The following is a 23,126-nucleotide window of genomic DNA, read 5'->3' as shown; positions in this document are numbered from 1 at the left end:
CGGGCCGTTTCGCCGCGCCGAACGCGCGCGGTGGCTAACGGCCCGTTAACGGCCCTACTTGGTACCGTACATGCGGTCGCCGGCGTCGCCGAGACCCGGCACGATGTAGCCCTTGTCGTTCAGGCGGCTGTCGACGGAGGCGGTGTAGATCGGGACATCCGGATGGGCGGCACGGAAGTTGCGAATGCCTTCGGGCGCCGCCAGCAGGCACAGGAAGCGGATGTTGGTCGCACCCCGCTCCTTCAGCTTGTCCATCGCCGCGATCGCCGAGTTGCCGGTCGCAAGCATCGGATCGACGACGATGACCAGACGCTCGTTCAGCAGGTCGGGCGCCTTGAAGAAGTATTCCACCGCCTCGAGCGTGTCGTGATCGCGATACACGCCGATATGCGAAACGCGGGCGGAAGGGACGAGTTCGAGCATGCCCTCGAGCAAGCCGTTGCCGGCGCGCAGGATCGAGGCGAAGACGAGCTTCTTGCCCTCGAGGATCGGCGCGTCGATTGCCTGCAGCGGCGTCTCGATGCGCTCGGTGGTCAGCTCAAGGTCGCGCGTGACCTCGTAGCACAGCAGCGTCGAGATCTCGCGCAGCAGCCGCCGGAAGCTGCCGGTCGACGTCTCCTTCTTGCGCATGATGGTCAGCTTGTGCTGCACGAGCGGGTGATCGATGATGGTGACGCCGTCCATGGACAAACCTTCCCTGTTCCTTCGTTGATCGGCCTCTTTTTCCACGTTCATCCACGCCCCGCAAGGGACCGGCAGGGGCGCGCCTCCCCATTCCTCGTTCCCGCACGGATCGCGCACCCGGGCGTTCCGGTCAAAGGCGCGCCAGCAGTGCGGTCCGGGTCGTATCGTCGACGAAAGCCGCCTCGATGGCGGTCCGCGTCATCGCATCGATGTCCGAGTGTGCCATCCCCATGACTTCGGCCGCGACGCGGTATTCACGTTGCAGCGAGGTGCGGAAGAACGGCGGGTCGTCGGAATTGAGCGTCACCCGGACGCCGGCCGCGCGGAGGCGGCGGAGCGGATGGGCGGCGAAGTCCGAAAAGACGCCGAGCGCCACGTTCGATCCGGGGCAGACTTCCAGCACCACGCCCTCGTCCGCCAACCGCGCGACGAGACCCGGATCCTCGATGGCGCGCACGCCATGGCCGATGCGTGAGGGGCGCAACCGGTCCAGCGCGTCGCGCACACTGACAGCGCCGCAGACCTCGCCCGCATGGACGGTGATGCCGAGGCCGGCGTCGCGGGCGATATCGAAGGCACGGGCAAAATCGGCAACGCGTCCGATGCGCTCGTCGCCGGCCAAGTTGAAGCCGGTGATGAGCGGATTGCGGCTGTGCGCGGCAAAGCGCGCCGCCCACTCGACCCGTTCCGGCCCGCGATGACGCAGCCCGACAACAACCATGCGGCATTCGATACCGGTCCGGGCCTGCGCCGCCTCGATGCCGCGGCCAATGCCGGCGACGTAGCCTTCAGCTCCGAGACCGACCGCCTCGCCATGATCGGGAGACACGAACAGTTCGCTGTAGATCGCACCGGCGCCGGCCAGTTCGTCGAGATAGGCCTCGGCCAGCTGCGCAAAGTCCTCCTCGGTGCGGAACAGGTTCGCGACCGCGTCATAGGCCGCGAGGAAGCTGGTGAAGTCATGCCAGATATAGGCGCCGTCGCGGAGGAAGCCGTCCGTCCGCACGCCGTACTTTTGCGCCTGGGCGAGCGCCAATGACGGCGGCGCGGCCCCTTCCAGGTGGCAGTGCAGTTCCGCCTTCTTCAGATGCGCGGTCACAGGAAGCTCGTCCCGTGCCGGCCCGGCGGGATCCCGAGGTGCATGGCGATCGTTTCGCCGATGTCGGCAAAGCTGGGGCGTGTCTGCAGCAGACGCGAGCGGATGCCGTGGCCGAAGGCAAGAACCGGCACGCGCTCGCGCGTGTGATCCGTCCCGCGCCAGGTCGGGTCGCAACCGTGGTCGGCAGTCAGGACCAAAAGATCGCCCGGACGCAGATTGCGATCGACCTCCGGCAGACGCCGGTCGAAGGCTTCGAGCGCGGCGGCGTAGCCGGCCACGTCGCGGCGGTGGCCATAGAGCATGTCGAAATCGACGAAATTGGTGAAAACCAGATCGCCGTCCTTCGCCTCGCCCATCGCCTGCAGCGTCGCGTCGAACAGCGCCATGTTGCCGTTCGCCTTGATCAGGCGACCGATGCCCTTGTGGGCGAAGATGTCGCCGATCTTGCCGACGGCATGGACGGTGCGACCGGCCTCGGTCAGCCGCTCCAGCAGTGTCGGTTCCGGCGGCGGAACAGAATAGTCGCGCCGGTTTCCGGTGCGCTCGAAGCTGGCAGGCGACTCGCCGACAAAGGGACGGGCGATGACGCGGCCGATCCGCCCGCCGGGCCACTCGTCGAGAATGGCCCGAACCGTCTGGCAGAGCGACAGCAGCCGATCGAGGCCGAAATGGGTCTCGTGTGCGGCGATCTGGAACACGGAATCGGTGGATGTATAGCAGATCGGCCTCGCCGATCGGATGTGCTCTTCGCCGTGGCGGGCGATGATTTCGGTCCCGGAGGCGTGACAGTTGCCGAGAATCCCCGGCACCTCCCCGATCTCGCAGATCGCAGCCACCAGTTCCGGCGAAAAGGCGGCGCCTTCCGAGGGAAAGTAACCCCAGTCGAACATGACCGGCGTGCCGGCGATCTCCCAGTGGCCCGACGGCGTGTCCTTGCCGCGCGAGATCTCCGTGGCAGCCCCATGGTGGCCGAATACGCGCTCGGGAACGGCCATGCCGGGCGGGAAGCGTCCGGTAGCGGCCCGGGCCGCATGCAGGAGCCCCAGCGCCGACAGGTTGGGAAGGTTCAACGGCCCCGCCCGAAGCCCGGCCCTGTCGGCGGCGCCCGCGGCGCAGAACTCGGCGATGTGGCCCAGCGTGTCGGCCCCATCGTCGCCGAAGGCCGCCGCGTCGGGGCCGCCGCCGATGCCGAAGGAATCAAGTACGAAAAGAAATGCCCTGGCCATGCCTCACCTGTCGCAAGCGGCATGCGCTCCCGAACGGATGACGCAGGACGCTGACTGGAAATGGCATGGAAGAAGCCGTGGGCTCAAGAAAAATCGTCCGCCGGCGATGCGTGCCGTGATCAGGTGCAGCCGGTGCAGGTGATCGTGGTGCCCTTGCGGATGCGGCTGTAGCTTGTCCGCTTGAGCGTTGGCCTGCTCCAGTCGTAGTCGGCCGGAACCAGCGGCAGCTTATACTGCATTACCAACTCGGTGCGGATGAAGAACGTCCTCGTCTTGGTCATGTCGTTGGGCAGCGGGATCGGGCTTCCCTTCAGGTACGGTGTCTGCCCACTATCCGCCCGAGACCAGGCGATCGTCGCGTTTCCGTTGTCATCCACCTGGATGCCGGTGATCAGGACGTCGAACTCGTCGGCGTTGAACGGCGCCAGGATCGTCTCGGCGACAAACTTCATTTCCGCCAGCTCGTTGGTGGTGACATTTCCCAGCTGCGTCAGGTAGTCGGAGATGGTGGCGGAGGCGCGGCCGACCTTGTTGTAGACGGACATGCCGACGGAAATGCCGTATGAGCCGACATAGCCGGCGATCAGCAACGGCGCGAGGATGGCAAATTCCACCGCGCCAGCGCCGTCCCGTGCGCCTGCAAGGCTCTTCAGCCTTGTCCAGACCCAGCCGCCAATGGCTGACTGCAACCGTTCCACGCCGCGGCCCATCATTGGTAATCCTCGTTCTTGAACACCGTCGTCGCGACCAAGAGCTGCTCGTCCACCGACGAAGTGCTGCCCCGCCAGAACGTCAGCACGCGCAGGTAATCCACCAGCACCGGCCACCGGTAATAGGCCCGCACGATGTTCTTGGTGGCCTTTCCACCGGGGGCGAAGTGATTGGGAAGGGGGCTAGGGGTGGTGTTGGGAACGTCGAACGTCGTCGTGCTGCGCACGTCGATATAGAGGCGCGAGGGGATGTCGGCCTCCTCGGGAGAGCACGACAGGAGCACGGTGAGGTTCTCGCAGTAGATCTTGCGGAACTCTTCCCTGTCCACGTCCGTCGGGCGATCCATGTTGAAGGTGATGTGGCCCATCCTGATGCTGCGCGCCACCGCGTCGTTGGCGTCGAGCAGGACCTGCTCGGCGAGATAGGCCGTGAAGGTCTCGACGATGGCGATCACCAGGCCGAAGAACACCGGCGCAAGGATGGCGAACTCGAGGGCGGAGGCGCCGCTCCGCTCACCGATGAACCGCTTCAGCCGTCCGGGCTGTCCGTCTCTGCGCTTCTCTGCTTCCAGCATGGCTGCGCTTCACCTTCCGTTCCCATCCCGTGCCCGCCTGGAACGCGGGACCGCGTCCTCCACGCGTGAGCCCAGGGACGCTCGAGGCAACCCCTCCAGGGCGCATGAGCGCAAGACTACGCGATGGACCGTTTACAATTGGTATGCGCGATGGATCGCAGTTTAGCGAATTGCCACTTTCGCGCCGGTGTTGCCGGATGGCGCCGGTGCAGCCTTTAGGGCGAGGTCTCGGTGGCGCGCTTTGCGTGCTGCTCGCAAATGGGCGTGCAGGAGAGCACGGAGCGATCGGTCTGGCGGAAGACGCGAACCGTGTTGCCCTCGTCGATGGAGACGAGAATGCGCTCGTCGACGATCGCATTGCCGTCCGCGTCGAGCAGCACAAGGTTCGTGGTGCCGAAGTTACGCCCGGTCAGAACGATCGTCTGGGCGTCGGCGACCGTCGCGTCGGCCACCTCGGCATTGCCGACAATGACCTTGCTGACCGGCCGATCGAGCTTCAGCACGCGCGCGTGGTCCATGTAGACCCGCATCATCTCGCCATCTTGGGCGCGGGCAGCGCCGCTTAGGGAGCACGCCTGCGAAAGCAGAATGCCGATGGCTAGGCGCATGGCCCTGGAAGTGGCAAGTGACCGCACGGTTCTCATCCCGAATATCCTGAAGCTGTCGCTATTGGCGAGCATCGCCGCGAATGGTGAACGAAGACTTAAGAAGACCGACAAAACATCGCGCCGCACGAAAGACTACCACCGCGCGACCGCCGGCACGAGCCCGTATCTCCGGTCTTGCACTTGAACGCGCCCATGCCTACCCGCGCCCGCGCGCGCGCCTCTCTCCGCGAGACTGTCCGGCATTGGCCATTTGTTTACCACGATATCTGACAAGTCGCGCTAACGATCGATTAACCGACTTCATTAAGCAGGCGGCAATGCGGCGCCTGTAGGTTGCAGTCATCCGAACAACGGCAAACAGTTGTCGGACGTGCTGAACCAACACCTCTGGAGTTAGGAGAATCCCATGACCAAGATCTTCGCCCGCCTGCTGAAGGATGAGTCCGGTGCGACGGCAATCGAATACGGCCTGATCGCCGCCCTCATCTCCGTCGCCCTGATCGCCGGCGCTTCCGCCCTCGGCGACTCGCTGAACGAGACGTTCTCCAACCTGTCCGGCGAGCTCGACGCCAACCAGCCGTAAGCCAGGGCAGACGCGGGTCGCTCGCGACCTGACAAATCTCATGAACGCGCAAGGGGCCGCCTTTTCCGAAGGCGGTCCTTTCCTTTTGGGAGCCCGCCGTGCCCGTCCGTCCACATCGAACGGCTTGGCAAATCTTTAAGGCCCGTGCGCTAGCATCGGCCGAAATGGAGCAAGTCATGACCGAAGCTGCGATCTTTGTCGTCTTTCCCCTCTGCCTGGCGGTGGCGGCCTGCTCCGACTTCTTCACCATGACCATCCCCAACCGGGTCTCGGCGATCCTTCTGGCCGGGTTCATCGTGGTTGCGCCGCTGGCCGGGCTGAGCCTTGCCGAGATCGGCATGCATCTTTTGGCCGGGCTGGCCGTGTTCGGGGTCTGCTTCGCGCTTTTTGCCATCAATGTCATGGGCGGCGGCGATGCCAAGCTGCTGACGGCCAGCGCCGTCTGGTTTGGCCTGACCCACTCGCTCTTTGCCTATCTCGTCTATGTGTCGCTGTTCGGCGGTCTGCTCACGCTCGTGGTCCTGTCGCTGCGCAGCCGCGCCCATACGATCATGGCCGCCGGCCTGCCGCTGCCGGACCATCTGCTGACGGAAAAGAAGGTGCCCTACGGCATTGCCATCGGCATCGCGGCCTTTGTCGCCTACCCTTCGTCGCCGCTGATGCTGGCCGCACTCGGCAGCCCGCACTGAGCATCCGACCACTTCGACCATTCCACACCTGCGGGCGCAGGCGCGCCAATGCACGCAAAGACGGTATCGTCGAGCCTGCGTGCTGCACTGCCAGGCGGCGACACTTCGTTAACCAAGATCTTAAGCAAGTCGTTAACCATAATTATACCAATTCATGGCCAAGGTGACGTTACGCACTTCTGTACGTCCAGGGGCCAACCATGAAACCGGCACGAATCATCATTCTGGCAGTGGCCGTCATCTCGGCAGGCGTTGCAGGCTACCTTGCCCTGCAACTGGCCCGCGGCAACAAGATTTCGGTGGCGAGCGAACCTGTGGTCGAGCGAGAGCCGACCATCAACGTTCTGGTGGCCAGCCAGAGCCTTCCGATCGGATCGAGGCTCAGTGCCGATACGCTCGGCTGGAGCGCCTGGCCGCAGGGCAGCGTCGTCGAAGGGTTCATCACCGATCAGATCCGCCCTGACGCCGTCGAGAAGCTTGCCGGCGCGGTCGTCCGCATGCCGATCTTCAACGGCGAGCCGATCCGCCAGGAAAAGGTCGCCGACTCGAACAGCAAGATCATGTCGTCGCTGCTCCCGGCCGGCAAACGGGCAGTCTCGACCGAGATCTCCGTGGCCACCGGCGCCGGCGGTTTCATCCTCCCGAACGACCGCGTCGACGTGATCATGGTCCGATCGGGCGACGAGGAGACCATGATCACCGAGACGATCCTGAACAATGTGCGGGTGCTCGCCATCGACCAGCAGATCCAGGAGAAGGACGACGGCTCGAAGACCGTCGTCGGCACCACGGCGACGCTCGAGCTGACCCCTGACCAGGCGAAGGTGATCACGGTGGCCCAGCAGATGGCCGAACGCCTCCAGCTGGCGCTCCGCAGCGTCGCCGACGCACAGGAAGGCGATACCGCCGCCGCGGACTATCTGCTGAATGGCGGCGACGGCGCCCCGATCATCCAAGTCATCAAAACAGGCGAGATCATCAAGTCCAACTCGCCCGCCGTCAACAAGTGAAGCAGGAGCGCAACGTGCGTGGATTCGGAAAGAAATTTCGGGCCTCTGTCGCCGGCGGGATGACCTTCTGCCTCACCTTCTCGGGCATGCCGGCGGCGGTGGTGACCGGGGCCACGGTCGACCGGGCCGAAGCCGCCACGACCTCAGTCGTACGCATCAGCGATGTCGGGGCGGGCGCGCGCAAGTCGCTCAAGCTCGGACTCAACAAGGCGATCGTCGTCGACCTCCCGACCGATGCGCACGACATCCTTGTCGCCGATCCGGCCAAGGCCGACGCGGTCACCCGCACGTCGCGCCGGATCTACATCTTCGGCAAGGAGATCGGGCAGACCAACGTCTTCATCTTCGGACCGAACGGCGAGGAAATCGTCAGCCTCGAACTCGCGGTCGAGCGCGACATCAGCGGCCTGCAGGCGCACCTGCGCCGGTTCATCCCGGACTCCGACATTTCGGTCGAGATCATCTCCGACAACATCGTGCTGACCGGCACCGTGCGTACCCCGCAGGACGCGCTCCAGGCGGCACGGCTTGCCGACATCTTTCTCACGGGCGGCGAGGCGACGACCCGCACGATCACAGCCCAGGGCAACAATGGCGACGCCGCCATCTTCGGTGAGGACCGCCAGAAGTCGCAGGTCGTCAACATGCTGAAGATCGAGGGCGAGGACCAGGTCACGCTGAAGATCACGGTGGCCGAGGTCAGCCGTCAGATCCTCAAGCAACTCGGCTTCAACGGCTCGGTCTCGGGGAGCGACGGCGGCATTGCCTTCCGCAACCCCACCAACCTCGGCGGCGCCGTCGACTGGGCGACGAACGGGGTGCTGACCGGTTCGATCGGCGGCACCGCGATCGCGAGCTATATCAGCGCCATGGAGCAGGCGGGCGTGATGCGCACCCTCGCCGAGCCGAGCCTGACGGCGATCTCCGGCGAAGCGGCCAGCTTCTATGTCGGCGGCGAGTTCCGGCTGCTCAGCGAGCAGAGCATCACCGAGAACGAGGACACCGGCAATCCGGAAGTCACGCGCAACTACGATACCGTCGACTACGGCATCCGACTGAACTTCAAGCCGGTCGTCCTTTCCGCCGGACGAATCAGCCTGCGGGTCAACACCGAAGTGTCCGAACCGACCTTCGAGGGTTCGGCCCCGCTGATCGGCAACCAGGGCATTCCCGGCGCCATGGCACTCGGCATCCGCCGTCGTCAGGCTTCGACGAGCGTCGAACTGCCCTCGGGCGGCTCGATCGTGATCGCCGGCCTCGTCAAGGACGACATCCGCCAGGCAATGTCGGGCTACCCCGGCCTGTCGAAGGTTCCGGTTTTCGGCACGCTGTTCCGCTCGAAGGACTTCGTTCGCAACGAGACCGAGATGGTCATTATCGCCACGCCCTACCTGGTCCGCCCGGTCGCCCGCAACGAGCTGAACCGTCCGGACGACAACTTCAACCCGACGAACGACGCCGCGAGCTTCTTCCTCGGCCGGGTCAACCAGATTTACGGCCGCAAGGAAGCCGGCCTTCCGACCGGCACCTACAACGGCGCCGTCGGCTTCATCTACAAGTGATCGGGGAACGGACATGACCGCACGCACAAGCTCCAAGGGCCCCTCCGAAAGGCTCCGCCACATGCTGCTCAATCGCCTGGTACCGGCCGCATTGCTCGTCGCCACGGCGACGCTCGCCGGCTGCGCCTCGCGCGACGCCACCACGACCGCCTCGATCCCCGACGACTATCGCACGCGGCATCCGATCGTGCTGACGGAAGCCGAGCACACACTGGACGTCCCCGTCTCCGCGCGGGACCGCACCTTGACCGTTCCCATGCGCGACAATATCCGCGGCTTTGCCCAGGACTACGAAGCGAAATCGAAGGGTACGGTGCAGATCATGGTGCCGCACGGCTCGCACAATGCGGCCGCGGCGGCATCCGTCCGCAAGGACATCCGCGCGACGCTGATCAAGGCCGGCGTGCCGGCCAAGCGCATCATCGAGACCTCCTATAGCGCAACGGGCCAAGGCGACTCCGCGCCGATACGCCTCGCCTTCTCCTCCATCACCGCCAAGACCAACACCTGCGGTCAATGGCCGGAAGACCTGACGGTTAACACCATCGAAAACAAGCAGTACTACAATTTCGGTTGCGCCACGCAGGCGAACCTGGCCGCTCAGATCGCCAACCCGATGGATCTCGTCGGTCCACGCGGCATGACGCCGATCGATGCGGAGCGCCGCGCGACCGCGATCCAGGACTATCGCGACGACGGAACGGACTTCTGATGACACGGTCCAGACGGTCACCCGACGCGCCTGACAAACAGGATGAGGCTTGAGAGATGACGAGCATCGAATACGGCATTGAGGCGCAGCAATCCTCAGAAACCTTCGTCGATGAGGGCAGACACGTCGAGGAACTCGATCGTCTGCGCCCGCTTCCGCGGATCTCGATCCATGCCTTTTGCGAGAGCGAGGAGATCCTGCATCTGATGGAGCGCTGCGCGAACGACCGCCGCATGGGCAAGGTCAGCCTTCGCGTCAACAACGGCAACATCGCGATGGCGGCGAACATGTTCGCCTCGGCGCCGACACCGAACCTCGTCATCCTCGAGACCGCGACGCAACCCTCCGCGCTGATGGCCGAGCTGGCGCCGCTCGCCGAGGTCTGCGATCCGAGCACGAAGGTCGTCATCATCGGCCGCCACAACGACATCTCGCTCTACCGCGAGCTGATCCGCAGCGGCGTGTCGGAGTATCTGGTCGCACCGGTCAGCATGGCCGAGGTTCTCAACGCCATCGCCGGCATCTTCATCGACCCCGAAGCCGAGCCGCTCGGCCGCACGATCGCCTTCGTCGGCGCCAAGGGCGGGGTCGGTTCCTCGACGATCGCGCACAACTGCGCCTGGGGCATCTCCAGCCTGTTCTCGACCGAGGTGGTCCTGGCCGACCTCGACCTGCCCTACGGCACCGCCAACATCAACTTCGACCAGGATCCGGCCCAGGGCATGGCCGAGGCCGTATACGCGCCCGACCGGCTCGACGAGGTCTTTCTCGACCGGCTGCTGTCGAAATGCTCCGAACACCTCTCGCTGCTCGCCGCGCCGTCGACGCTCGACCGGGGCTATGATCTCGAGCGCGGTTCGTTCCAGCCGATGATCGAGGTCCTGCAGCGCAACGCCCCGGTGAACGTGCTGGACGTGCCGCATGCCTGGTCGGAATGGACCCGCACGCTGCTCGGCGAGGTCGACGAGGTCATCGTCACCGCCATGCCGGATCTCGCCAATCTGCGCAACGCCAAGAATATGTTCGACGCGCTGAAGAAGCTGCGGCCGAACGACCGCCCCCCGCACCTGATCCTCAACCAGGTGGGAATGCCGAAACGTCCGGAGATCGCTCCGGGCGACTTCTGCGACCCGCTCGGCGTGCAGCCGATCGCAATCATCCCCTTCGACGCGCAGCTGTTCGGCACGGCCGCCAATAGCGGGCGGATGATCGCCGAGATGGACAAGAAGTCGCCGGCGGCGGAGACGTTCTCGCAGATCGCGCACGTCGTGACCGGACGGGCAACGGTGAAGAAGCCCAAGAAGGGCGGGCTCGGCAAGATGCTGGGCATGCTCGGCCGCAAATGATGCCCCTGACGGGGCCCTGAAAACGGAAGAAACAGCATGTTCGGTAGACGCGGAAACGAAGGCATTGGAAAGAGCGGCGGTTCGGCCGGCCATGCGCCACAGGCCGCACCGGCACCTGCTGTTGTCGAGCGCGCGGCGGCGCCGGCTGCGACCGCGGCTGCGGCCGAACCGGTGCGCGAGCCGGCGGCGAGCACCTTGCCACCACCGCCGCCGCCCTCGCCGATCGGCCGCAAGCGCTCGCCACGGACCGAGGACTACTATGACACCAAGTCGCAGGTGTTCTCCGCGCTGATCGACACGATCGACCTGTCACAGCTGGCCAAGCTGGACACGGAAAGCGCGCGCGAAGAAATCCGCGACATCGTCAACGACATCATCACGATCAAGAACTTCGCGATGTCGATCTCCGAGCAGGAGGAACTGCTCGACGACATCTGCAACGACGTGCTTGGCTACGGCCCGCTCGAACCCTTGCTGGCAAGGGACGACATCGCCGATATCATGGTGAATGGGGCTGGCAAGACCTACATCGAAGTCTCCGGCAAGGTGCTGGAATCGGAAATCCGCTTCCGCGACAATGCGCAGCTGCTCTCGATCTGCCAGCGTATCGTCAGCCAGGTGGGCCGGCGCGTCGACGAATCAAGTCCGATCTGCGACGCGCGCCTTCCCGACGGCTCGCGCGTGAACGTGATCGCGCCGCCGCTCGCCATCGACGGGACCGCGCTCACCATCCGAAAATTCAAGAAGGACAAGCTGACGCTGGACCAGTTGGTGCGCTTCGGCTCGATCACGCCCGAGGGGGCGACGCTGCTGCAGATCATCGGACGCGTGCGCTGCAACCTCGTCATCTCCGGCGGCACCGGCTCGGGCAAGACGACGCTGCTCAACTGCATGACGCGCTACATCGACACCGACGAACGCGTGATCACCTGCGAGGATTCGGCCGAACTGCAACTGCAGCAGCCGCACGTGGTGCGCCTGGAAACCCGCCCGCCCAATATCGAGGGCGAGGGCCAGATCACCATGCGCGACCTGATCAAGAACTGCCTGCGCATGCGCCCCGAGCGCATCATCGTCGGCGAAGTGCGCGGACCGGAGGTGTTCGACCTCCTCCAGGCGATGAACACTGGCCACGACGGTTCGATGGGAACGATCCACGCCAATTCCCCGCGCGAGTGCCTGAGCCGAATGGAATCGATGATCGCCATGGGCGGCTATACGCTGCCGGCCAAGACCGTGCGCGAAATCATCGCCGGCTCGGTCGACGTCATCATCCAGGCCTCGCGCCTGCGCGACGGTTCGCGTCGCATCACCCACATCACCGAGGTCGTCGGCATGGAAGGCGACGTCATCGTCACCCAGGACCTGATGCGGTTCGAGATCGAGGGCGAGGACGCCAACGGTCGCATCATCGGCCGGCATGTCGGCACCGGCATCGGCAAGCCGCACTTCTGGGATCGTGCACGCTACTTCAACGAGGAGCGCCGCCTGGCCTCGACGCTGGATATGATGGACAAACCGGAATAGCCGAGGGCCCTTGATGTTCGGACTGGATCTCACCATCGTTGCGATCGTCGCCCTGGCGGCGATCGCTGCCGGCGCGCTCGGATACGGCGTGCTGTTCTCGCGCATCGAGACGGAAAAGAAGGCCGAAAATCGCGTCAACCGGGTGAAAACCGCCGAGACCGACCAGAGCAAGGTCAAGGCTGCGCGCGAGCGCATGCAGGAGATGACGAAGCGGCGCAAGTCCGTGCAGGACTCGCTGAAGGAGCTCGAAAAGAAGCAGCAGGAACGAACCAAGAAGGCCTCGCCGGACCTGAAGGCGAAGCTCTCGCAGGCCGGCCTCGCCCTCAGCCCCACACAGTTTCTCGCCATCGGGATCGGCGTCGGGCTGTTCATTTCCCTCGCGTCAATCGTCGTCGGCGCGCCGCTCGCCATTTCCGCCGGCCTGTTCGTCGTCACCGGCCTTGGTGTGCCGCGCTGGGTGCTCAACTTCATGGTCAAGCGGCGCATGAACAAGTTCCTCGAGGAGTTCCCGAACTCGCTCGATGTGATGGTCCGGTCGATCAAGTCGGGCCTTCCGCTGACGGACGCCCTGCGCCTGATCGCGGCGGAGGGTCAGGAACCGGTCAAGACCGAGTTTCGCCGCGTCATCGAATCCCAGCAGATGGGCCTGAGCATTCCCGAAGCCTGCGCCCGCATGTACAATTCCATTCCGCTGCAAGAAATCAACTTCTTCTCGATCGTGATCGCGATCCAGAGCCAGGCGGGCGGCAATCTCTCCGAGGCGATCAGCAATCTCTCGCGCGTGCTGCGCGAGCGGCGCAAGATGCGCGCGAAGGTCAGCGCCATGTCGATGGAGGCGAAGGCCTCGGCGGCGATCATTGGCGCCCTGCCGCTGATCGTGATGCTGCTCGTCTACCTGACATCGCCCGACTACATGATCATCCTGTTCACCGACCCACGCGGCCACCTCATCCTCGGATGTTCGGCCGTCTGGATGACGATGGGCATCCTGGTGATGCGCAACATGATCAATTTCGACATCTGAGAGGGACGGGCCGAAATGGTAGAACTGGCCAGAATGCTCACGAATCCCGACTTTCTGCTGCCGCTGTTCGTCGCCGTCGCGGTGCTTGCGACCGTCTACTCGCTCGCCGCGCCCTATTTCGAGCGCGGCGACCTCGACAAGCGGATGAAGTCGGTCGCGCTGGAACGGGACCAGATCCGGGCCCGCGAGCGGGCGCGCATGAATGCCGAGGCGTTGCAGGGCCGTGGGTCGCTGCGGGTACAGCACAACACCTCGGTGCGCCAGGTCGTCGACCGCCTGAACCTGCGCGAGGCGCTGGTCGATGCCGGCACTATGAACCGGCTGCGCCAGGCGGGCTACCGGTCGCAGAACGCGTTGAACATCTTCCTGTTCGCACGCTTCGTCCTGCCGTTCGTGTTTTTCGCCGTCGGCGCCTTCTACATCTTCTACCTCGGCTATCTCGGGGACAAGCCGCTATCGATCCGTATCCTTGCGGCGATCGGCATCGCCTATCTCGGCTTCTATGCGCCGAACATCTACATCACCAACCGCGTTTCCAAGCGCCAGCTGTCGATCACCCGGGCCTGGCCCGATGCACTTGACCTGCTGTTGATCTGCGTCGAATCGGGCATCTCGATGGAAGTGGCATTGCGTCGCGTGGCTGACGAAATCGCCATCTCATCGCCTCCACTCGCCGAAGAACTGGTGCTGACGACGGCCGAGCTGTCCTTCCTGCAGGACCGGCGGGTCGCCTATGAGAACCTCGGGACACGCACGGGTCTGGATATCGTCAAGGCGGTGATGCAGGCGCTGATCCAGGCCGAGCGCTACGGCACCCCGATCGCCCAGGCCCTGCGTGTTCTGGCGCAGGAGAGCCGCGACACGCGCATGAACGAGGCGGAAAAGAAGGCGGCCGCGCTGCCGCCGAAGTTGACGGTGCCGATGATCCTCTTCTTCCTGCCGGTGCTGATCGCGGTTATCCTCGGTCCGGCCGGAATCCAGGTGGCCGACAACTTCTAACAGGCCGCCAGGCGCCGGCGACATGCGTGTTGCGGGCGCCCCTTTACTTTCGCTGCCCTGACCGTCGGTCGCGGGTAGCCGAGGCCAAGCCTGTTCCTGCCACCCAAGACGGCCATCGTTCTGCGAAGCGGTCTTACGATGGGGCATGGCCGCGCCGCTGCCGGCTGTCGCAGACACCCGATGGCGGGACGTCAGGTCAGTTGGTGTTGCCGGCTTCGTTCTTGGAAAGCTGCTTCCAGGCGTCGCGCTGCGAGAGCATGCCGCGGAGATAGGCGACGTTCGCTTCGGCCTGTTCGGGGCTGAGCTCCTGGCGGGCAATCTGCTCCGCTTCGTCGAAGCGGCCCTGGAGCCCGATCGTGAGGGCAAGGTTCTGCCTGACGCTGCTGTCCGCGCCCGGCTGCTGGGCGGCTGAGCGGAGATAGGTCTCGGCGGTGCGGAGGTCGCGCTCGAGCAGGTAGGACATGCCGAGATTGGACAGAACCGACGGTTCGTTTGGCTGCAGGTCGAGCGCCTGGCGATAGCGCGCGCGCGCGTCGGCGGAACGGCCCAACTGGTCGAGGACCGCACCTTCGGCCGATTTCAGCCGCCAGTCCGGGCGATCGGGAGTCTGCGCCCGCTGGATCGTGCCCAGCGCCTGCTCGAGGCGGCCCGCGGCGGCCTGCGCCTTGCCATAGGCCGCAAGCACCTCGCGGTCGGTCGGATGGTAGATCGCCACCTGCTGCATCACCGCCAGCGCCTGATCGTTGCGGCCGGTCATGCGCAGCAGGTTGGCGTAGTTCAGGCCGGCCTGACGATCCTTCGGATTTTTCTCGTAGGCCTTGCCCACTCCCTCGGCCGCCCTTTGCAGCTCGCTGGCGTTCATGTCCGTCACGGGCTTCGACAGCTTCGGAATCGAACCCGTCGTGAGGTCCTTGTGTTTGTCGCCGGCGCAGCCGGCAAGCACCGTCGCCACCAGTGCGGTGGCGGTCAGGAGAAGCAGTTTTCGGCTGAAGTTCGCAGGCGCGGAGCTGAACATGACGGGTCCCCAAGGCTTTCTTGCGGCGCATGTGCGAAGGAATCACGCCACAATCCTCACGCCAGCAATAATCTGTTAACCCTAACAGAGTGTTAATTTCCCGAATCCGGACCGTACCGCAAAGGCAGTGCCAATGGCTCCCTACCAGTTCATCGATCGCCCTTCTCCGTTCAACACCCGCGGTGGCCGGACCCTGCCCATTTTCGCCATCACGCCGGCTCATATCGAGACTGGCACGATCGATCCGATCGCGTTGGACTGGGCGCGGAAGGCGGGTTTCAGGGCGGACGCCGGGGCGCTGCTCTTGATTCCGACCGAGGACGGGCACCTCGGCGGCGCCTTGTTCGGCCTCGGCAAGTCGCCGTCCGACGCCCCGTTCCTGACCGGCAAGCTGGCGCGGGCGCTGCCGGCGGGCGACTGGCATATCGAGACCGCGCCGCTGACGGCATCCCGGCTGTCGCTCGGCTACGGGCTCGGCAGCTATCGATATGAGCGCTACCGCGCCGCCAGCAACGATGCGCCGACGCTGATGATACCGGCGGATGCGGACGCGACCGACATCAAGCGCCAGCTCGCCGGCGTGTTCCTCGCCCGCGACCTGATCAACACGCCGACCAACGACATGGGACCGGAAGCGCTCGAGGACGTCTTCCGCGCACTTGGCGCGCACTACAAGGCGAAGGTCTCGGTGATCCAGGGCAACGACCTGCTGAAGGAGAACTTCCCGCTGATCCATACGGTCGGCCGCGCCTCCGCCGAGGCGCCGCGTCTGCTTGAGATGCGCTGGGGCAAGAAGGGCCATCGCAAGGTCACGCTGGTCGGCAAGGGCGTCTGCTTCGATACCGGAGGCCTGGACATCAAGCCGGCGGCCTCGATGCTGCTGATGAAGAAGGACATGGGTGGCGCCGCCAACGTCATGGGCCTGGCGCTGATGATCATGGACGCCAGGCTGAAGGTCGACCTGCGCGTGCTGGTGCCGGCGGTGGAAAACTCGATCTCGGCCAACGCGTTCCGCCCCGGCGACATCTATCGCAGCCGCAAGGGGCTTACCGTGCAGATCGACAACACCGACGCCGAGGGGCGGCTGGTCCTGGCCGACGCGCTGACGCTCGCCGACGAGGACGAGCCGGACCTCCTGATCGACATGGCGACGTTGACGGGGGCCGCCCGAGTCGCGCTCGGTCCGGATCTCCCGCCTTTCTTCACCGATGATGAGGAACTCGCGGCGGATCTGGTCGACGCCAGCCTTTCGGTCGACGACCCGCTCTGGCGCATGCCGCTCTATATGGGCTACGACAAGGACGTCTCCGCCCGCATCGCCGATCTGACCAATGCTCCCGCCGGCGGCATGGCCGGCGCCATCACCGCCGCGCTGTTTCTCAAGCGGTTCGTCACGCGGACCAAGAGCTGGGCGCATTTCGACATCTTCGGCTGGGCGCCTGCGGAGCGGCCGCACTCTCCGGTCGGCGGCGAGGCCCAGGCCGTCCGCGCCCTGTTCCACCATCTGAAATCGGTATCCGGCTAACTCGTACCCTCAGCGCCCGGGTCTGGCAAGAAGGCGTGAAGGCGTGCTCGACGACGGCAACGCTTCTTTTCTTCGCGGCAACGATACGTTACCGTAACGAAAAGCGTCGCCACCTTTCGGAGATTGGCCCTTGCCGCTGGAACTATCGGCCTCGCAGGCGCTCGGCCTCTGGCACACGGTGTCGCTCGAGCAGGTGAGGCTCGACGGTCGCGACCTGAGTCTGCGCCAGATCGCGATCCTGCTGGAGATCTACCTCGTGCCGCCGCCGCACACCGTGCGCGGGCTCGCCGCCAGGCTCGGCGTCACCAAGCCGGTGATCACGCGGGCGCTGGACACCATGGGCGAACTCGGCCTGGTGGCGCGCGAACGCGACGCGTGCGATCGGCGCAACGTCGTCATCAAGCGCACCGTTGACGGTTCACTCTACCTTGAGAGGCTCGGCGACCTGATCATCGGCCAGGGCCGTGCACTAACCCCGTGAGATTGCCATGAACAGCCTTCCCGACCGACGCCTCAACGCCTATCGCGCCGACCTCGCCGAGGAAGGGTTGCGGGACGTCTTCGTTGCTTCGCGCTACACCGCCGGCCTACCGGCACAGGTCGCCGCGCCCGTCGCCGGCCTGCGCCCCCGGCCAGACCCGGCAACCGGCATCGACACCGAGCTCCTGTTCGGCGAAACCGTTAAAGTGCTCGACCGGGCCGACGGCTGGGCGTGGGTAAAGGCCGATTTCGACGGCTATGTCGGCTACCTGCCAGACGCGGCGCTTGCTTCGGCGGGCACGGCGACGCACATCGTCGCCGTGCCGCGCACCTTCGCCTACACGGGCCCGGACCTGCGCACCCCTGCCGCCTTCGCGCTGTCACTCGGCAGCCGGGTTGAGGTTGTCGCCGAGAGCGAGACCCGGGGGACGCGCTACCTGACGCTCGCGGGCGGACAGTCGGTGATCGCCTCCCACTGCGTGCCGATCGGCCAAACCGCGGACGACTACGTGGCGGTGGCCGCACGTTTCCTCGAGACGCCCTATCTCTGGGGCGGGCGCAGCGGCTTCGGCATCGACTGTTCCGGCCTGGTGCAACTGGCGATGATGATGACCGGCCGCACGGCCCCGCGCGATTCCGACATGCAGGCAAGCGGCCTCGGCACGCCGATCGGACGTGAGGAACTGCGGCGCGGCGACCTGGTGTTCTGGAAGGGCCACGTCGCGATCATGGAAGATGCAGAAGCGATCGTGCACGCCAACGGCCATACCATGAGCGTGGCCCGCGAGGGCCTGAATGCTGCGGTCGAGCGGATCGGATGGCTGTATGGGCAGCCGACCGGCTACCGCCGCCCGTGAGGCCCCGGGTCAGTAGCCGGCGGAGCGATCGACGACGTGCTCGAGCGGCTGGCCGCCCTCCAGCCGGGCCATCTGCTGCTCGACGTGGGCAAACAGCGCCCTGACGTCGGACGCCGCCGCTGCGTGCGGCGTCACGAACACCTTCTCATGCGTCCACAGGGGGCTCTCCAGCGGCAGCGGCTCCTGCTCGAAGACGTCGAGCGAGGCGCCGGCGAGAATCCCGCTGTCGAGCGCGGAAAGAATATCGGCCTCGACCTGGCTGCCGCCGCGCCCGGCATTGATGAAGATCGGCCCGCCCAGCGCGCCGTCGCGGCGCAGCCTTGAAAACAGGCCGGCATTGTAGATGCCGCGGGTCTCCGCCGTCAGCGGCAGCAACCCGACGAGAATGTCCGTCTTCGCGAGGAACGCATCGAGGCCGGCCGCATCGAATGTCTCGATGCCGGCCTTTGCCTTTTTCTGCCGCGACCAGCCGATGACGTCGAAACCAAGGGTCTTGAGCTTCCGTGCCGCGTCGGCACCGAGCACGCCGAGCCCCATGATGCCGACGGTCACCTCCTTGGCCTCCGGCTGCGGCAGTTCCCGCCAGAGGCGCTTGCCGTTCTGCGCCTCGTAGGCCTTGAACTGGCGAAGATGCAGCAGGCACTGCAGCACCACCCACTCGCTCATGCGCGTCGTCAGCGAATGGTCGACGAAACGCACGACGGGGACGTCCGGCAGGCCGGGCAGCGTCAGCACGTGGTCGACCCCGGCCCCGCCCGAAAACACGGCCTTGAGGTCCCTGGCACGCGCGAACAGGTCGGCGGAGGGCCGCCAGACGACGGCATAGTCGATGTTCGAAAGGTCGCGCCCGCGGTTTGCCGGGTGACCGAGGTCGACGATCTCGCGGTCGGCGAAGGCACCCTTGAGGGCGGCGGCGATTTCCTCGCGATCAAACTTCAGGTCGATGATGACGGGGCTCTTGTTCTGCACGTTCAACCTTCACTGACTTGCACCGACGGCGGGCGTGGAGCGCCCGCTACTGGCGGATGATCTCGGACTTGACCGCGGCCAGATCGAAGGCGGCCGCCATCAGGGCTTTGGTGTAGGGCATTTCCGGCGCGCCTATGATCCGTTCTGCCGGACCTTTCTCGACGACCTTGCCGGCGCGCATGACGATGATGTCGTTGGCAAGAGCACGCACGACCTTCAGGTCGTGGCTGATAAAGAGATAGGCAAGGTCGTGCCTGGCCTGCAGGTCGCGCAGAAGGTCGACCACCTGCGCCTGCACGCTCATGTCGAGCGCCGAGGTCGGCTCGTCGAGCATGACGAACTGCGGCTTCAGCACCATGGCCCGCGCGATCGCTATGCGCTGCCGCTGGCCGCCGGAGAACTCATGCGGGTAGCGCCAGCGTGTCGCCGGGTCGAGACCGGTCTCTTCCAGCGCCGCCGCCACGCGGCGGTCGCGCTCGTCGGCGGTCAGCGATGGCTCGTGGATCTCCAGCCCTTCGGCGACGATGTCGGCCACCGACATGCGCGGCGACAGCGAGCCGTAGGGATCCTGGAAGACGATCTGCATGCGGTTCCTGAGCGGCCGCATCGCCCTGAAGGAATAGTCGGCGATGTCCTTGCCGACAAAGGCGATCCGGCCGGTCGAGGCGATCATCCGCGTCAGTGCCAGGCCGAGCGTCGTCTTGCCGGATCCGGATTCGCCGACGACGCCGAGCGTGTGCCCCGCCTGCAGCTTCACGTCGATGCCGTCGACCGCCTTCACGTGGTCGACCACCTTGCGCATGAAGCCGGCCTTGATCGGGAACCAGACCTTGACGTCCTCGGCCTCCATGATCACCGGCTTGGCCGCGTCGGACGGCAGCGGCGCGCCGCGCGGCTCGGACGCCAGGAGATGGCGCGTATATTCATGCTGCGGATCGGTAAAGATCGCCTCGACCGGACCGCTCTCGACGATCTGCCCCCTGGTCATCACGCAGACCCGGTCGGCGAACTTGCGCACGATGCCGAGGTCGTGGGTGATGAACAGCATGGACATGCCGTGCTCGTCCTTCAGCGTCTTCAGAAGTTCGAGGATCTGCGCCTGAACCGTCACGTCGAGGGCCGTGGTCGGCTCATCGGCGATCAGCAGTTCCGGCCGGTTGGCGAGCGCCATCGCGATCATCACGCGCTGGCGCTGTCCGCCGGAAAGCTCGTGCGGATAGGCGGCCAGGCGTTTTTCCGGCTCGCGTATGCCGACCTGGTTGAGCAGTTCGAGCGTGCGGATTCGCGCCTTCGGTCCCTTCACGTCCTGGTGCAGTTCGAGGATCTCGCCGATCTGCCGCTCGATCGAATGGAGCGGGTTGAGCGAGGTCATCGGCTCCTGGAAGATCATGGTGACGTCGTTGCCGCGCACGGCGCGCAACTCGGCGTCGGGCGCATGCAAAAGGTCACGGCCCTTGAAGATCACCTCGCCGGACGGGTGGCTCGCGGCCGGATACGGCAAGAGCCTCAGGATCGAGTTCGCCGTCACCGATTTGCCCGAACCCGATTCGCCGACCAGCGCCACCACCTCGCCGCGCCCGATCTCGAAGGAGACGCGATCGACGGCAAGGGAGGTCTTCCCGCCCTGGTGAAAGGCGACCGAGAGGTCCTTGACCGCAAGGATCGGATCGTGATCGTTCAGGGCGCTCAACGGAAGGTCTTCCTCGGATCGAAGGCATCACGGGTCGCCTCGCCGACGAAGATCAGCAGCGACAGCATCAGCGACATGATGGCGAAGGCGGTCAGGCCCAGCCACGGCGCCTGCAGGTTCTGTTTACCCTGGGCGATCAGTTCGCCGAGCGAGGGCGATCCCGGCGGCATGCCGAAACCAAGGAAATCGAGCGAGGTCAGGGTGGTGATCGAGCCGGAAAGGATGAACGGCAGGAAGGTCAGGGTGGCGACCATCGCGTTCGGCAGCAGGTGCCGCACCATGATCGTGGCGTTGCCGACACCGAGTGCGCGGGCAGCGTTGACGTACTCGAAATTGCGCGCCCGCAGAAATTCCGCACGCACGACGCCGACGAAACCGACCCAGGAAAAGAGCAGCATGATCGACAGCAGGATCCAGAACCCGGGCGGCAGGATCGCCGAGATGATCAGCAGGATGTAGAGCACCGGCATCGACGACCAGATCTCGATGAAGCGCTGCATCAAGAGATCGGTCCAGCCACCGAAATAGCCCTGCACCGCGCCAGCGGTAACGCCGACGATCGCCGAGGCGATGGTCAGGGCCAGGCCGAACAGCACCGAGATGCGGAAGCCGTAGATCACGCGGGCGAGCACGTCGCGAGCCTGGTCGTCGGTGCCGAGCCAGTTCAGGTTGCCGAGGATGCAGGCGGGATCGTCGGCGCCCAGCGGATAGCCGGAACAGCGCTGGTCCCGGTCCATCAGCCAGAACGGCGGGGTCGGGGCGGAATGGGGGATGTTGGAATTGGCGGTGCGATAGGAATAGCGGATCGGCGGCCAGACCATCCAGCCGTTCGCCTCGATCTCGTCACGGATGAAGTCCGACTTGTAGTCGGTCACGGCGAGGAAGCCGCCGAACTTCTCCTCCGGGTAGTTGACCAGCACCGGGAACAGGAGCTCGCCCTTGTAGGAGGCGATGACCGGGCGGTCGTTGGCGATGAATTCGGCGCACAGGCTGAGGCCGAACAGCACGAGAAAGATCCACAGCGACCAGTAGCCACGCCGGTTGGCCCTGAAGTTCTCCCAGCGCCGGCGGTTCGTCGGCGAGAGGAAACCCTTCGGTCGTGCATCCGCGCGCAAGCTTCGGGCATCGGGCAGCGCGGTCATCACACGTCCCTCCGCTCGAAGTCGATGCGCGGGTCGACCCAGGTGTAGATCAGGTCGGACAGCAGGCTGACGAACAGCCCCATCAGCGAGAAGATGTAGAGGGTTGCAAACACGATCGGATAGTCGCGTCGGACCACCGCGTCATAGCCGAGCCGGCCCAGCCCATCGAGGGAAAAGATATACTCGATCAGCAGCGAGCCGGTGAAGAATGCCGAAATGAAGGCGCCGGGAAAGCCTGCGATGATGATCAGCATGGCGTTGCGGAACACATGGCCGTAGAGCACCTGCCGGTCGGTCAGGCCCTTGGCCCGGGCCGTCACCACGTACTGCTTCTTGATCTCGTCGATGAAGGAGTTCTTCGTCAGCAGCGTCGTCGTCGCGAAGGCCGACAGCAGCAGCGTGATGATCGGCAGCGCCATGTGCCAGAGATAGTCGAGCGGCTTCTTCCACCACGGAAGCTGCCAGAAGTCGTCCGAGACGATGCCGCGCAACGGGAACCAGTCGAAGAAGGATCCGCCGGCGAAGACGACGATCAGAAGGATGCCGAACAGGAAGCTCGGGACGGCGTAGCCGACGACGATGACGGCGGAGGTCCAGACGTCGAAGGCCGAGCCATCCGAGACGGCCTTTCTGATCCCGAGCGGGATCGAGATCGCATAGGACAGTATCAGGATCCACACGCCGAGCGAGACCGAGACCGGCATCTTTTCCAGGATGAGATCGACGACGGAGGTGTTGCGGAAGAAGCTCTCGCCGAAGTCGAAGCGCAGGTAGTTGCCCATCATCGCTACGAAACGCTCGAGCGGCGGCTTGTCGAAGCCGAACTGCCGCTCCAGCTTGGCGATGAATTCCGGATCGAGGCCGCGTGCACCGCGATAGCCCGAGGAGGCGTCCTGCGAGAAGTCCTGCAGCATGTCGCCGGAGCCCGACAGCCGGTCGCCGCCGCTCTGGCTGGTCAGGTCGGAAATCACCTGCTCGACAGGGCCGCCCGGCGCGAACTGCACCACGATGAAGGAGATCGCCATGATGCCGACGATCGTCGGTATCATCAGAAGCAGGCGGCGGAGGATATAGGCCCCCATCAGCCGGATCTC

At 65.3% G+C, this 23,126-nt stretch carries 24 protein-coding genes; 13 read left to right on the top strand and 11 right to left on the bottom strand.

Annotated elements, in window-relative coordinates; translation table 11 throughout:
- Positions 1-54 precede the first annotated feature (54 nt).
- The 6 genes from upp to ACXAGF_RS00595 form a co-directional block, all read right to left on the bottom strand.
- A complete protein-coding gene (gene upp / locus ACXAGF_RS00620) occupies positions 55-684 on the bottom strand; it encodes a uracil phosphoribosyltransferase (RefSeq protein WP_475013670.1) in 630 nt (209 codons plus the stop codon).
- 130 nt (positions 685-814) lie between these two features.
- Positions 815-1,783 (bottom strand): adenosine deaminase, encoded by a 969-nt coding sequence (locus ACXAGF_RS00615; RefSeq protein ID WP_475013669.1) that lies wholly within the window; start codon positions 1,781-1,783, stop codon positions 815-817.
- Positions 1,780-3,009, bottom strand: a complete 1,230-nt coding sequence (locus ACXAGF_RS00610; RefSeq protein WP_475013667.1) for a phosphopentomutase — start codon at positions 3,007-3,009, stop codon at positions 1,780-1,782. Before ACXAGF_RS00610 ends, ACXAGF_RS00615 begins: the two co-directional genes overlap by 4 nt.
- A gap of 119 nt (positions 3,010-3,128) precedes the next feature.
- Complete coding sequence (locus tag ACXAGF_RS00605; RefSeq protein WP_475013665.1) at positions 3,129-3,722, bottom strand: TadE/TadG family type IV pilus assembly protein; 594 nt, start codon at positions 3,720-3,722, stop codon at positions 3,129-3,131.
- Positions 3,719-4,294 carry a TadE/TadG family type IV pilus assembly protein gene (locus tag ACXAGF_RS00600; RefSeq protein ID WP_475013663.1) on the bottom strand — a complete coding sequence of 192 codons (576 nt, stop codon included), beginning with the start codon at positions 4,292-4,294 and terminating at the stop codon, positions 3,719-3,721. The genes ACXAGF_RS00605 and ACXAGF_RS00600 overlap by 4 nt, the downstream gene beginning before the upstream one ends.
- Before the next feature lie 215 nt (positions 4,295-4,509).
- Positions 4,510-4,902: a pilus assembly protein N-terminal domain-containing protein gene (locus tag ACXAGF_RS00595; protein ID WP_475019184.1), complete on the bottom strand. Its 393-nt coding sequence runs from the start codon at positions 4,900-4,902 to the stop codon at positions 4,510-4,512.
- Here ACXAGF_RS00595 and ACXAGF_RS00590 point away from each other — a divergent pair.
- From ACXAGF_RS00590 to ACXAGF_RS00545, 10 genes are all read left to right on the top strand, one after another.
- Positions 4,901-5,086 (top strand): hypothetical protein, encoded by a 186-nt coding sequence (locus ACXAGF_RS00590; protein WP_475019362.1) that lies wholly within the window; start codon positions 4,901-4,903, stop codon positions 5,084-5,086. The genes ACXAGF_RS00595 and ACXAGF_RS00590 overlap by 2 nt on opposite strands.
- A 222-nt stretch (positions 5,087-5,308) precedes the next feature.
- Positions 5,309-5,485 (top strand): Flp family type IVb pilin, encoded by a 177-nt coding sequence (locus ACXAGF_RS00585; protein WP_475013661.1) that lies wholly within the window; start codon positions 5,309-5,311, stop codon positions 5,483-5,485.
- Between the two features lie 176 nt (positions 5,486-5,661).
- Positions 5,662-6,174 carry an A24 family peptidase gene (locus ACXAGF_RS00580; RefSeq protein ID WP_475013660.1) on the top strand — a complete coding sequence of 171 codons (513 nt, stop codon included), beginning with the start codon at positions 5,662-5,664 and terminating at the stop codon, positions 6,172-6,174.
- Between the two features lie 200 nt (positions 6,175-6,374).
- Positions 6,375-7,184 (top strand): Flp pilus assembly protein CpaB, encoded by an 810-nt coding sequence (gene cpaB, locus ACXAGF_RS00575; protein WP_475013658.1) that lies wholly within the window; start codon positions 6,375-6,377, stop codon positions 7,182-7,184.
- A 14-nt stretch (positions 7,185-7,198) separates the two neighbouring features.
- The gene (locus ACXAGF_RS00570) at positions 7,199-8,746 is read left to right on the top strand and encodes a type II and III secretion system protein family protein (protein ID WP_475013656.1); all 1,548 of its coding nucleotides are present in this window, start codon (positions 7,199-7,201) and stop codon (positions 8,744-8,746) included.
- Between the two features lie 13 nt (positions 8,747-8,759).
- On the top strand, positions 8,760-9,458 hold the full coding sequence (locus ACXAGF_RS00565) for a CpaD family pilus assembly protein (protein ID WP_475013654.1): 699 nt from the start codon (positions 8,760-8,762) through the stop codon (positions 9,456-9,458).
- 56 nt (positions 9,459-9,514) lie between these two features.
- A complete protein-coding gene (locus tag ACXAGF_RS00560; RefSeq protein WP_475013652.1) occupies positions 9,515-10,804 on the top strand; it encodes a CpaE/TadZ family protein in 1,290 nt (429 codons plus the stop codon).
- 36 nt (positions 10,805-10,840) lie between these two features.
- Entirely contained in the window at positions 10,841-12,331 is a 1,491-nt protein-coding gene (locus tag ACXAGF_RS00555; RefSeq protein WP_475013650.1) for a CpaF family protein, read from the top strand.
- Between the two features lie 13 nt (positions 12,332-12,344).
- Positions 12,345-13,355: a type II secretion system F family protein gene (locus ACXAGF_RS00550; RefSeq protein WP_475013648.1), complete on the top strand. Its 1,011-nt coding sequence runs from the start codon at positions 12,345-12,347 to the stop codon at positions 13,353-13,355.
- 15 nt (positions 13,356-13,370) lie between these two features.
- A complete protein-coding gene (locus ACXAGF_RS00545) occupies positions 13,371-14,354 on the top strand; it encodes a type II secretion system F family protein (RefSeq protein WP_475013647.1) in 984 nt (327 codons plus the stop codon).
- Positions 14,355-14,550: 196 nt separating this feature from the next.
- Here ACXAGF_RS00545 and ACXAGF_RS00540 read toward each other — a convergent pair whose 3' ends face one another.
- Positions 14,551-15,369 (bottom strand): tetratricopeptide repeat protein, encoded by an 819-nt coding sequence (locus ACXAGF_RS00540; RefSeq protein WP_475013645.1) that lies wholly within the window; start codon positions 15,367-15,369, stop codon positions 14,551-14,553.
- A gap of 133 nt (positions 15,370-15,502) precedes the next feature.
- Here ACXAGF_RS00540 and ACXAGF_RS00535 point away from each other — a divergent pair, with 133 nt between their 5' ends.
- The 3 genes from ACXAGF_RS00535 (at position 15,503) to ACXAGF_RS00525 (ending at position 18,231) form a co-directional block, all read left to right on the top strand.
- On the top strand, positions 15,503-16,894 hold the full coding sequence (locus tag ACXAGF_RS00535; protein ID WP_475013643.1) for a leucyl aminopeptidase family protein: 1,392 nt from the start codon (positions 15,503-15,505) through the stop codon (positions 16,892-16,894).
- Positions 16,895-17,024: 130 nt separating this feature from the next.
- Positions 17,025-17,375 (top strand): MarR family winged helix-turn-helix transcriptional regulator, encoded by a 351-nt coding sequence (locus tag ACXAGF_RS00530; protein WP_475013641.1) that lies wholly within the window; start codon positions 17,025-17,027, stop codon positions 17,373-17,375.
- A gap of 7 nt (positions 17,376-17,382) precedes the next feature.
- Positions 17,383-18,231 (top strand): C40 family peptidase, encoded by an 849-nt coding sequence (locus ACXAGF_RS00525; RefSeq protein ID WP_475013639.1) that lies wholly within the window; start codon positions 17,383-17,385, stop codon positions 18,229-18,231.
- A 9-nt stretch (positions 18,232-18,240) separates the two neighbouring features.
- Here ACXAGF_RS00525 and ACXAGF_RS00520 read toward each other — a convergent pair whose 3' ends face one another.
- Genes ACXAGF_RS00520 through ACXAGF_RS00505 form a run of 4 tightly spaced genes read right to left on the bottom strand, consistent with a single transcriptional unit; the run spans position 18,241 to position 23,114 of the window.
- The gene (locus tag ACXAGF_RS00520) at positions 18,241-19,200 is read right to left on the bottom strand and encodes a 2-hydroxyacid dehydrogenase (protein WP_475013637.1); all 960 of its coding nucleotides are present in this window, start codon (positions 19,198-19,200) and stop codon (positions 18,241-18,243) included.
- Between the two features lie 46 nt (positions 19,201-19,246).
- Positions 19,247-20,881 carry an ABC transporter ATP-binding protein gene (locus ACXAGF_RS00515; RefSeq protein WP_475019183.1) on the bottom strand — a complete coding sequence of 545 codons (1,635 nt, stop codon included), beginning with the start codon at positions 20,879-20,881 and terminating at the stop codon, positions 19,247-19,249.
- A gap of 5 nt (positions 20,882-20,886) precedes the next feature.
- Positions 20,887-22,032, bottom strand: coding sequence for an ABC transporter permease (locus ACXAGF_RS00510; protein ID WP_475013635.1), 1,146 nt, complete (start codon positions 22,030-22,032; stop codon positions 20,887-20,889).
- Positions 22,032-23,114, bottom strand: coding sequence for a microcin C ABC transporter permease YejB (locus ACXAGF_RS00505; protein WP_475013634.1), 1,083 nt, complete (start codon positions 23,112-23,114; stop codon positions 22,032-22,034). The genes ACXAGF_RS00510 and ACXAGF_RS00505 overlap by 1 nt, the downstream gene beginning before the upstream one ends.
- Between the last annotated feature and the right edge of the window lie 12 nt (positions 23,115-23,126).

This window comes from Mycoplana sp. ABR4_002 (assembly GCF_056159645.1).
Note: the sequence above shows the minus strand (reverse complement) of the source record. Positions and strands in the feature narration are given on the sequence as shown.

Bases quoted from the DNA above. Each gene is read 5' to 3' on its own strand.
- upp (WP_475013670.1), bottom strand. From the start codon at position 684: ATGGACGGCGTCACCATCATCGATCACCCGCTCGTGCAGCACAAGCTG.
- ACXAGF_RS00610 (WP_475013667.1), bottom strand. From the start codon at position 3,009: ATGGCCAGGGCATTTCTTTTCGTACTTGATTCCTTCGGCATCGGCGGC.
- ACXAGF_RS00605 (WP_475013665.1), bottom strand. From the start codon at position 3,722: ATGATGGGCCGCGGCGTGGAACGGTTGCAGTCAGCCATTGGCGGCTGG.
- ACXAGF_RS00600 (WP_475013663.1), bottom strand. From the start codon at position 4,294: ATGCTGGAAGCAGAGAAGCGCAGAGACGGACAGCCCGGACGGCTGAAG.
- ACXAGF_RS00590 (WP_475019362.1), top strand. From the start codon at position 4,901: ATGGCCCTGGAAGTGGCAAGTGACCGCACGGTTCTCATCCCGAATATC.
- ACXAGF_RS00595 (WP_475019184.1), bottom strand. From the start codon at position 4,902: ATGCGCCTAGCCATCGGCATTCTGCTTTCGCAGGCGTGCTCCCTAAGC.
- ACXAGF_RS00585 (WP_475013661.1), top strand. From the start codon at position 5,309: ATGACCAAGATCTTCGCCCGCCTGCTGAAGGATGAGTCCGGTGCGACG.
- ACXAGF_RS00580 (WP_475013660.1), top strand. From the start codon at position 5,662: ATGACCGAAGCTGCGATCTTTGTCGTCTTTCCCCTCTGCCTGGCGGTG.
- cpaB (WP_475013658.1), top strand. From the start codon at position 6,375: ATGAAACCGGCACGAATCATCATTCTGGCAGTGGCCGTCATCTCGGCA.
- ACXAGF_RS00565 (WP_475013654.1), top strand. From the start codon at position 8,760: ATGACCGCACGCACAAGCTCCAAGGGCCCCTCCGAAAGGCTCCGCCAC.
- ACXAGF_RS00560 (WP_475013652.1), top strand. From the start codon at position 9,515: ATGACGAGCATCGAATACGGCATTGAGGCGCAGCAATCCTCAGAAACC.
- ACXAGF_RS00555 (WP_475013650.1), top strand. From the start codon at position 10,841: ATGTTCGGTAGACGCGGAAACGAAGGCATTGGAAAGAGCGGCGGTTCG.
- ACXAGF_RS00550 (WP_475013648.1), top strand. From the start codon at position 12,345: ATGTTCGGACTGGATCTCACCATCGTTGCGATCGTCGCCCTGGCGGCG.
- ACXAGF_RS00545 (WP_475013647.1), top strand. From the start codon at position 13,371: ATGGTAGAACTGGCCAGAATGCTCACGAATCCCGACTTTCTGCTGCCG.
- ACXAGF_RS00540 (WP_475013645.1), bottom strand. From the start codon at position 15,369: ATGTTCAGCTCCGCGCCTGCGAACTTCAGCCGAAAACTGCTTCTCCTG.
- ACXAGF_RS00535 (WP_475013643.1), top strand. From the start codon at position 15,503: ATGGCTCCCTACCAGTTCATCGATCGCCCTTCTCCGTTCAACACCCGC.
- ACXAGF_RS00525 (WP_475013639.1), top strand. From the start codon at position 17,383: ATGAACAGCCTTCCCGACCGACGCCTCAACGCCTATCGCGCCGACCTC.
- ACXAGF_RS00510 (WP_475013635.1), bottom strand. From the start codon at position 22,032: ATGACCGCGCTGCCCGATGCCCGAAGCTTGCGCGCGGATGCACGACCG.
- ACXAGF_RS00505 (WP_475013634.1), bottom strand. From the start codon at position 23,114: ATGGGGGCCTATATCCTCCGCCGCCTGCTTCTGATGATACCGACGATC.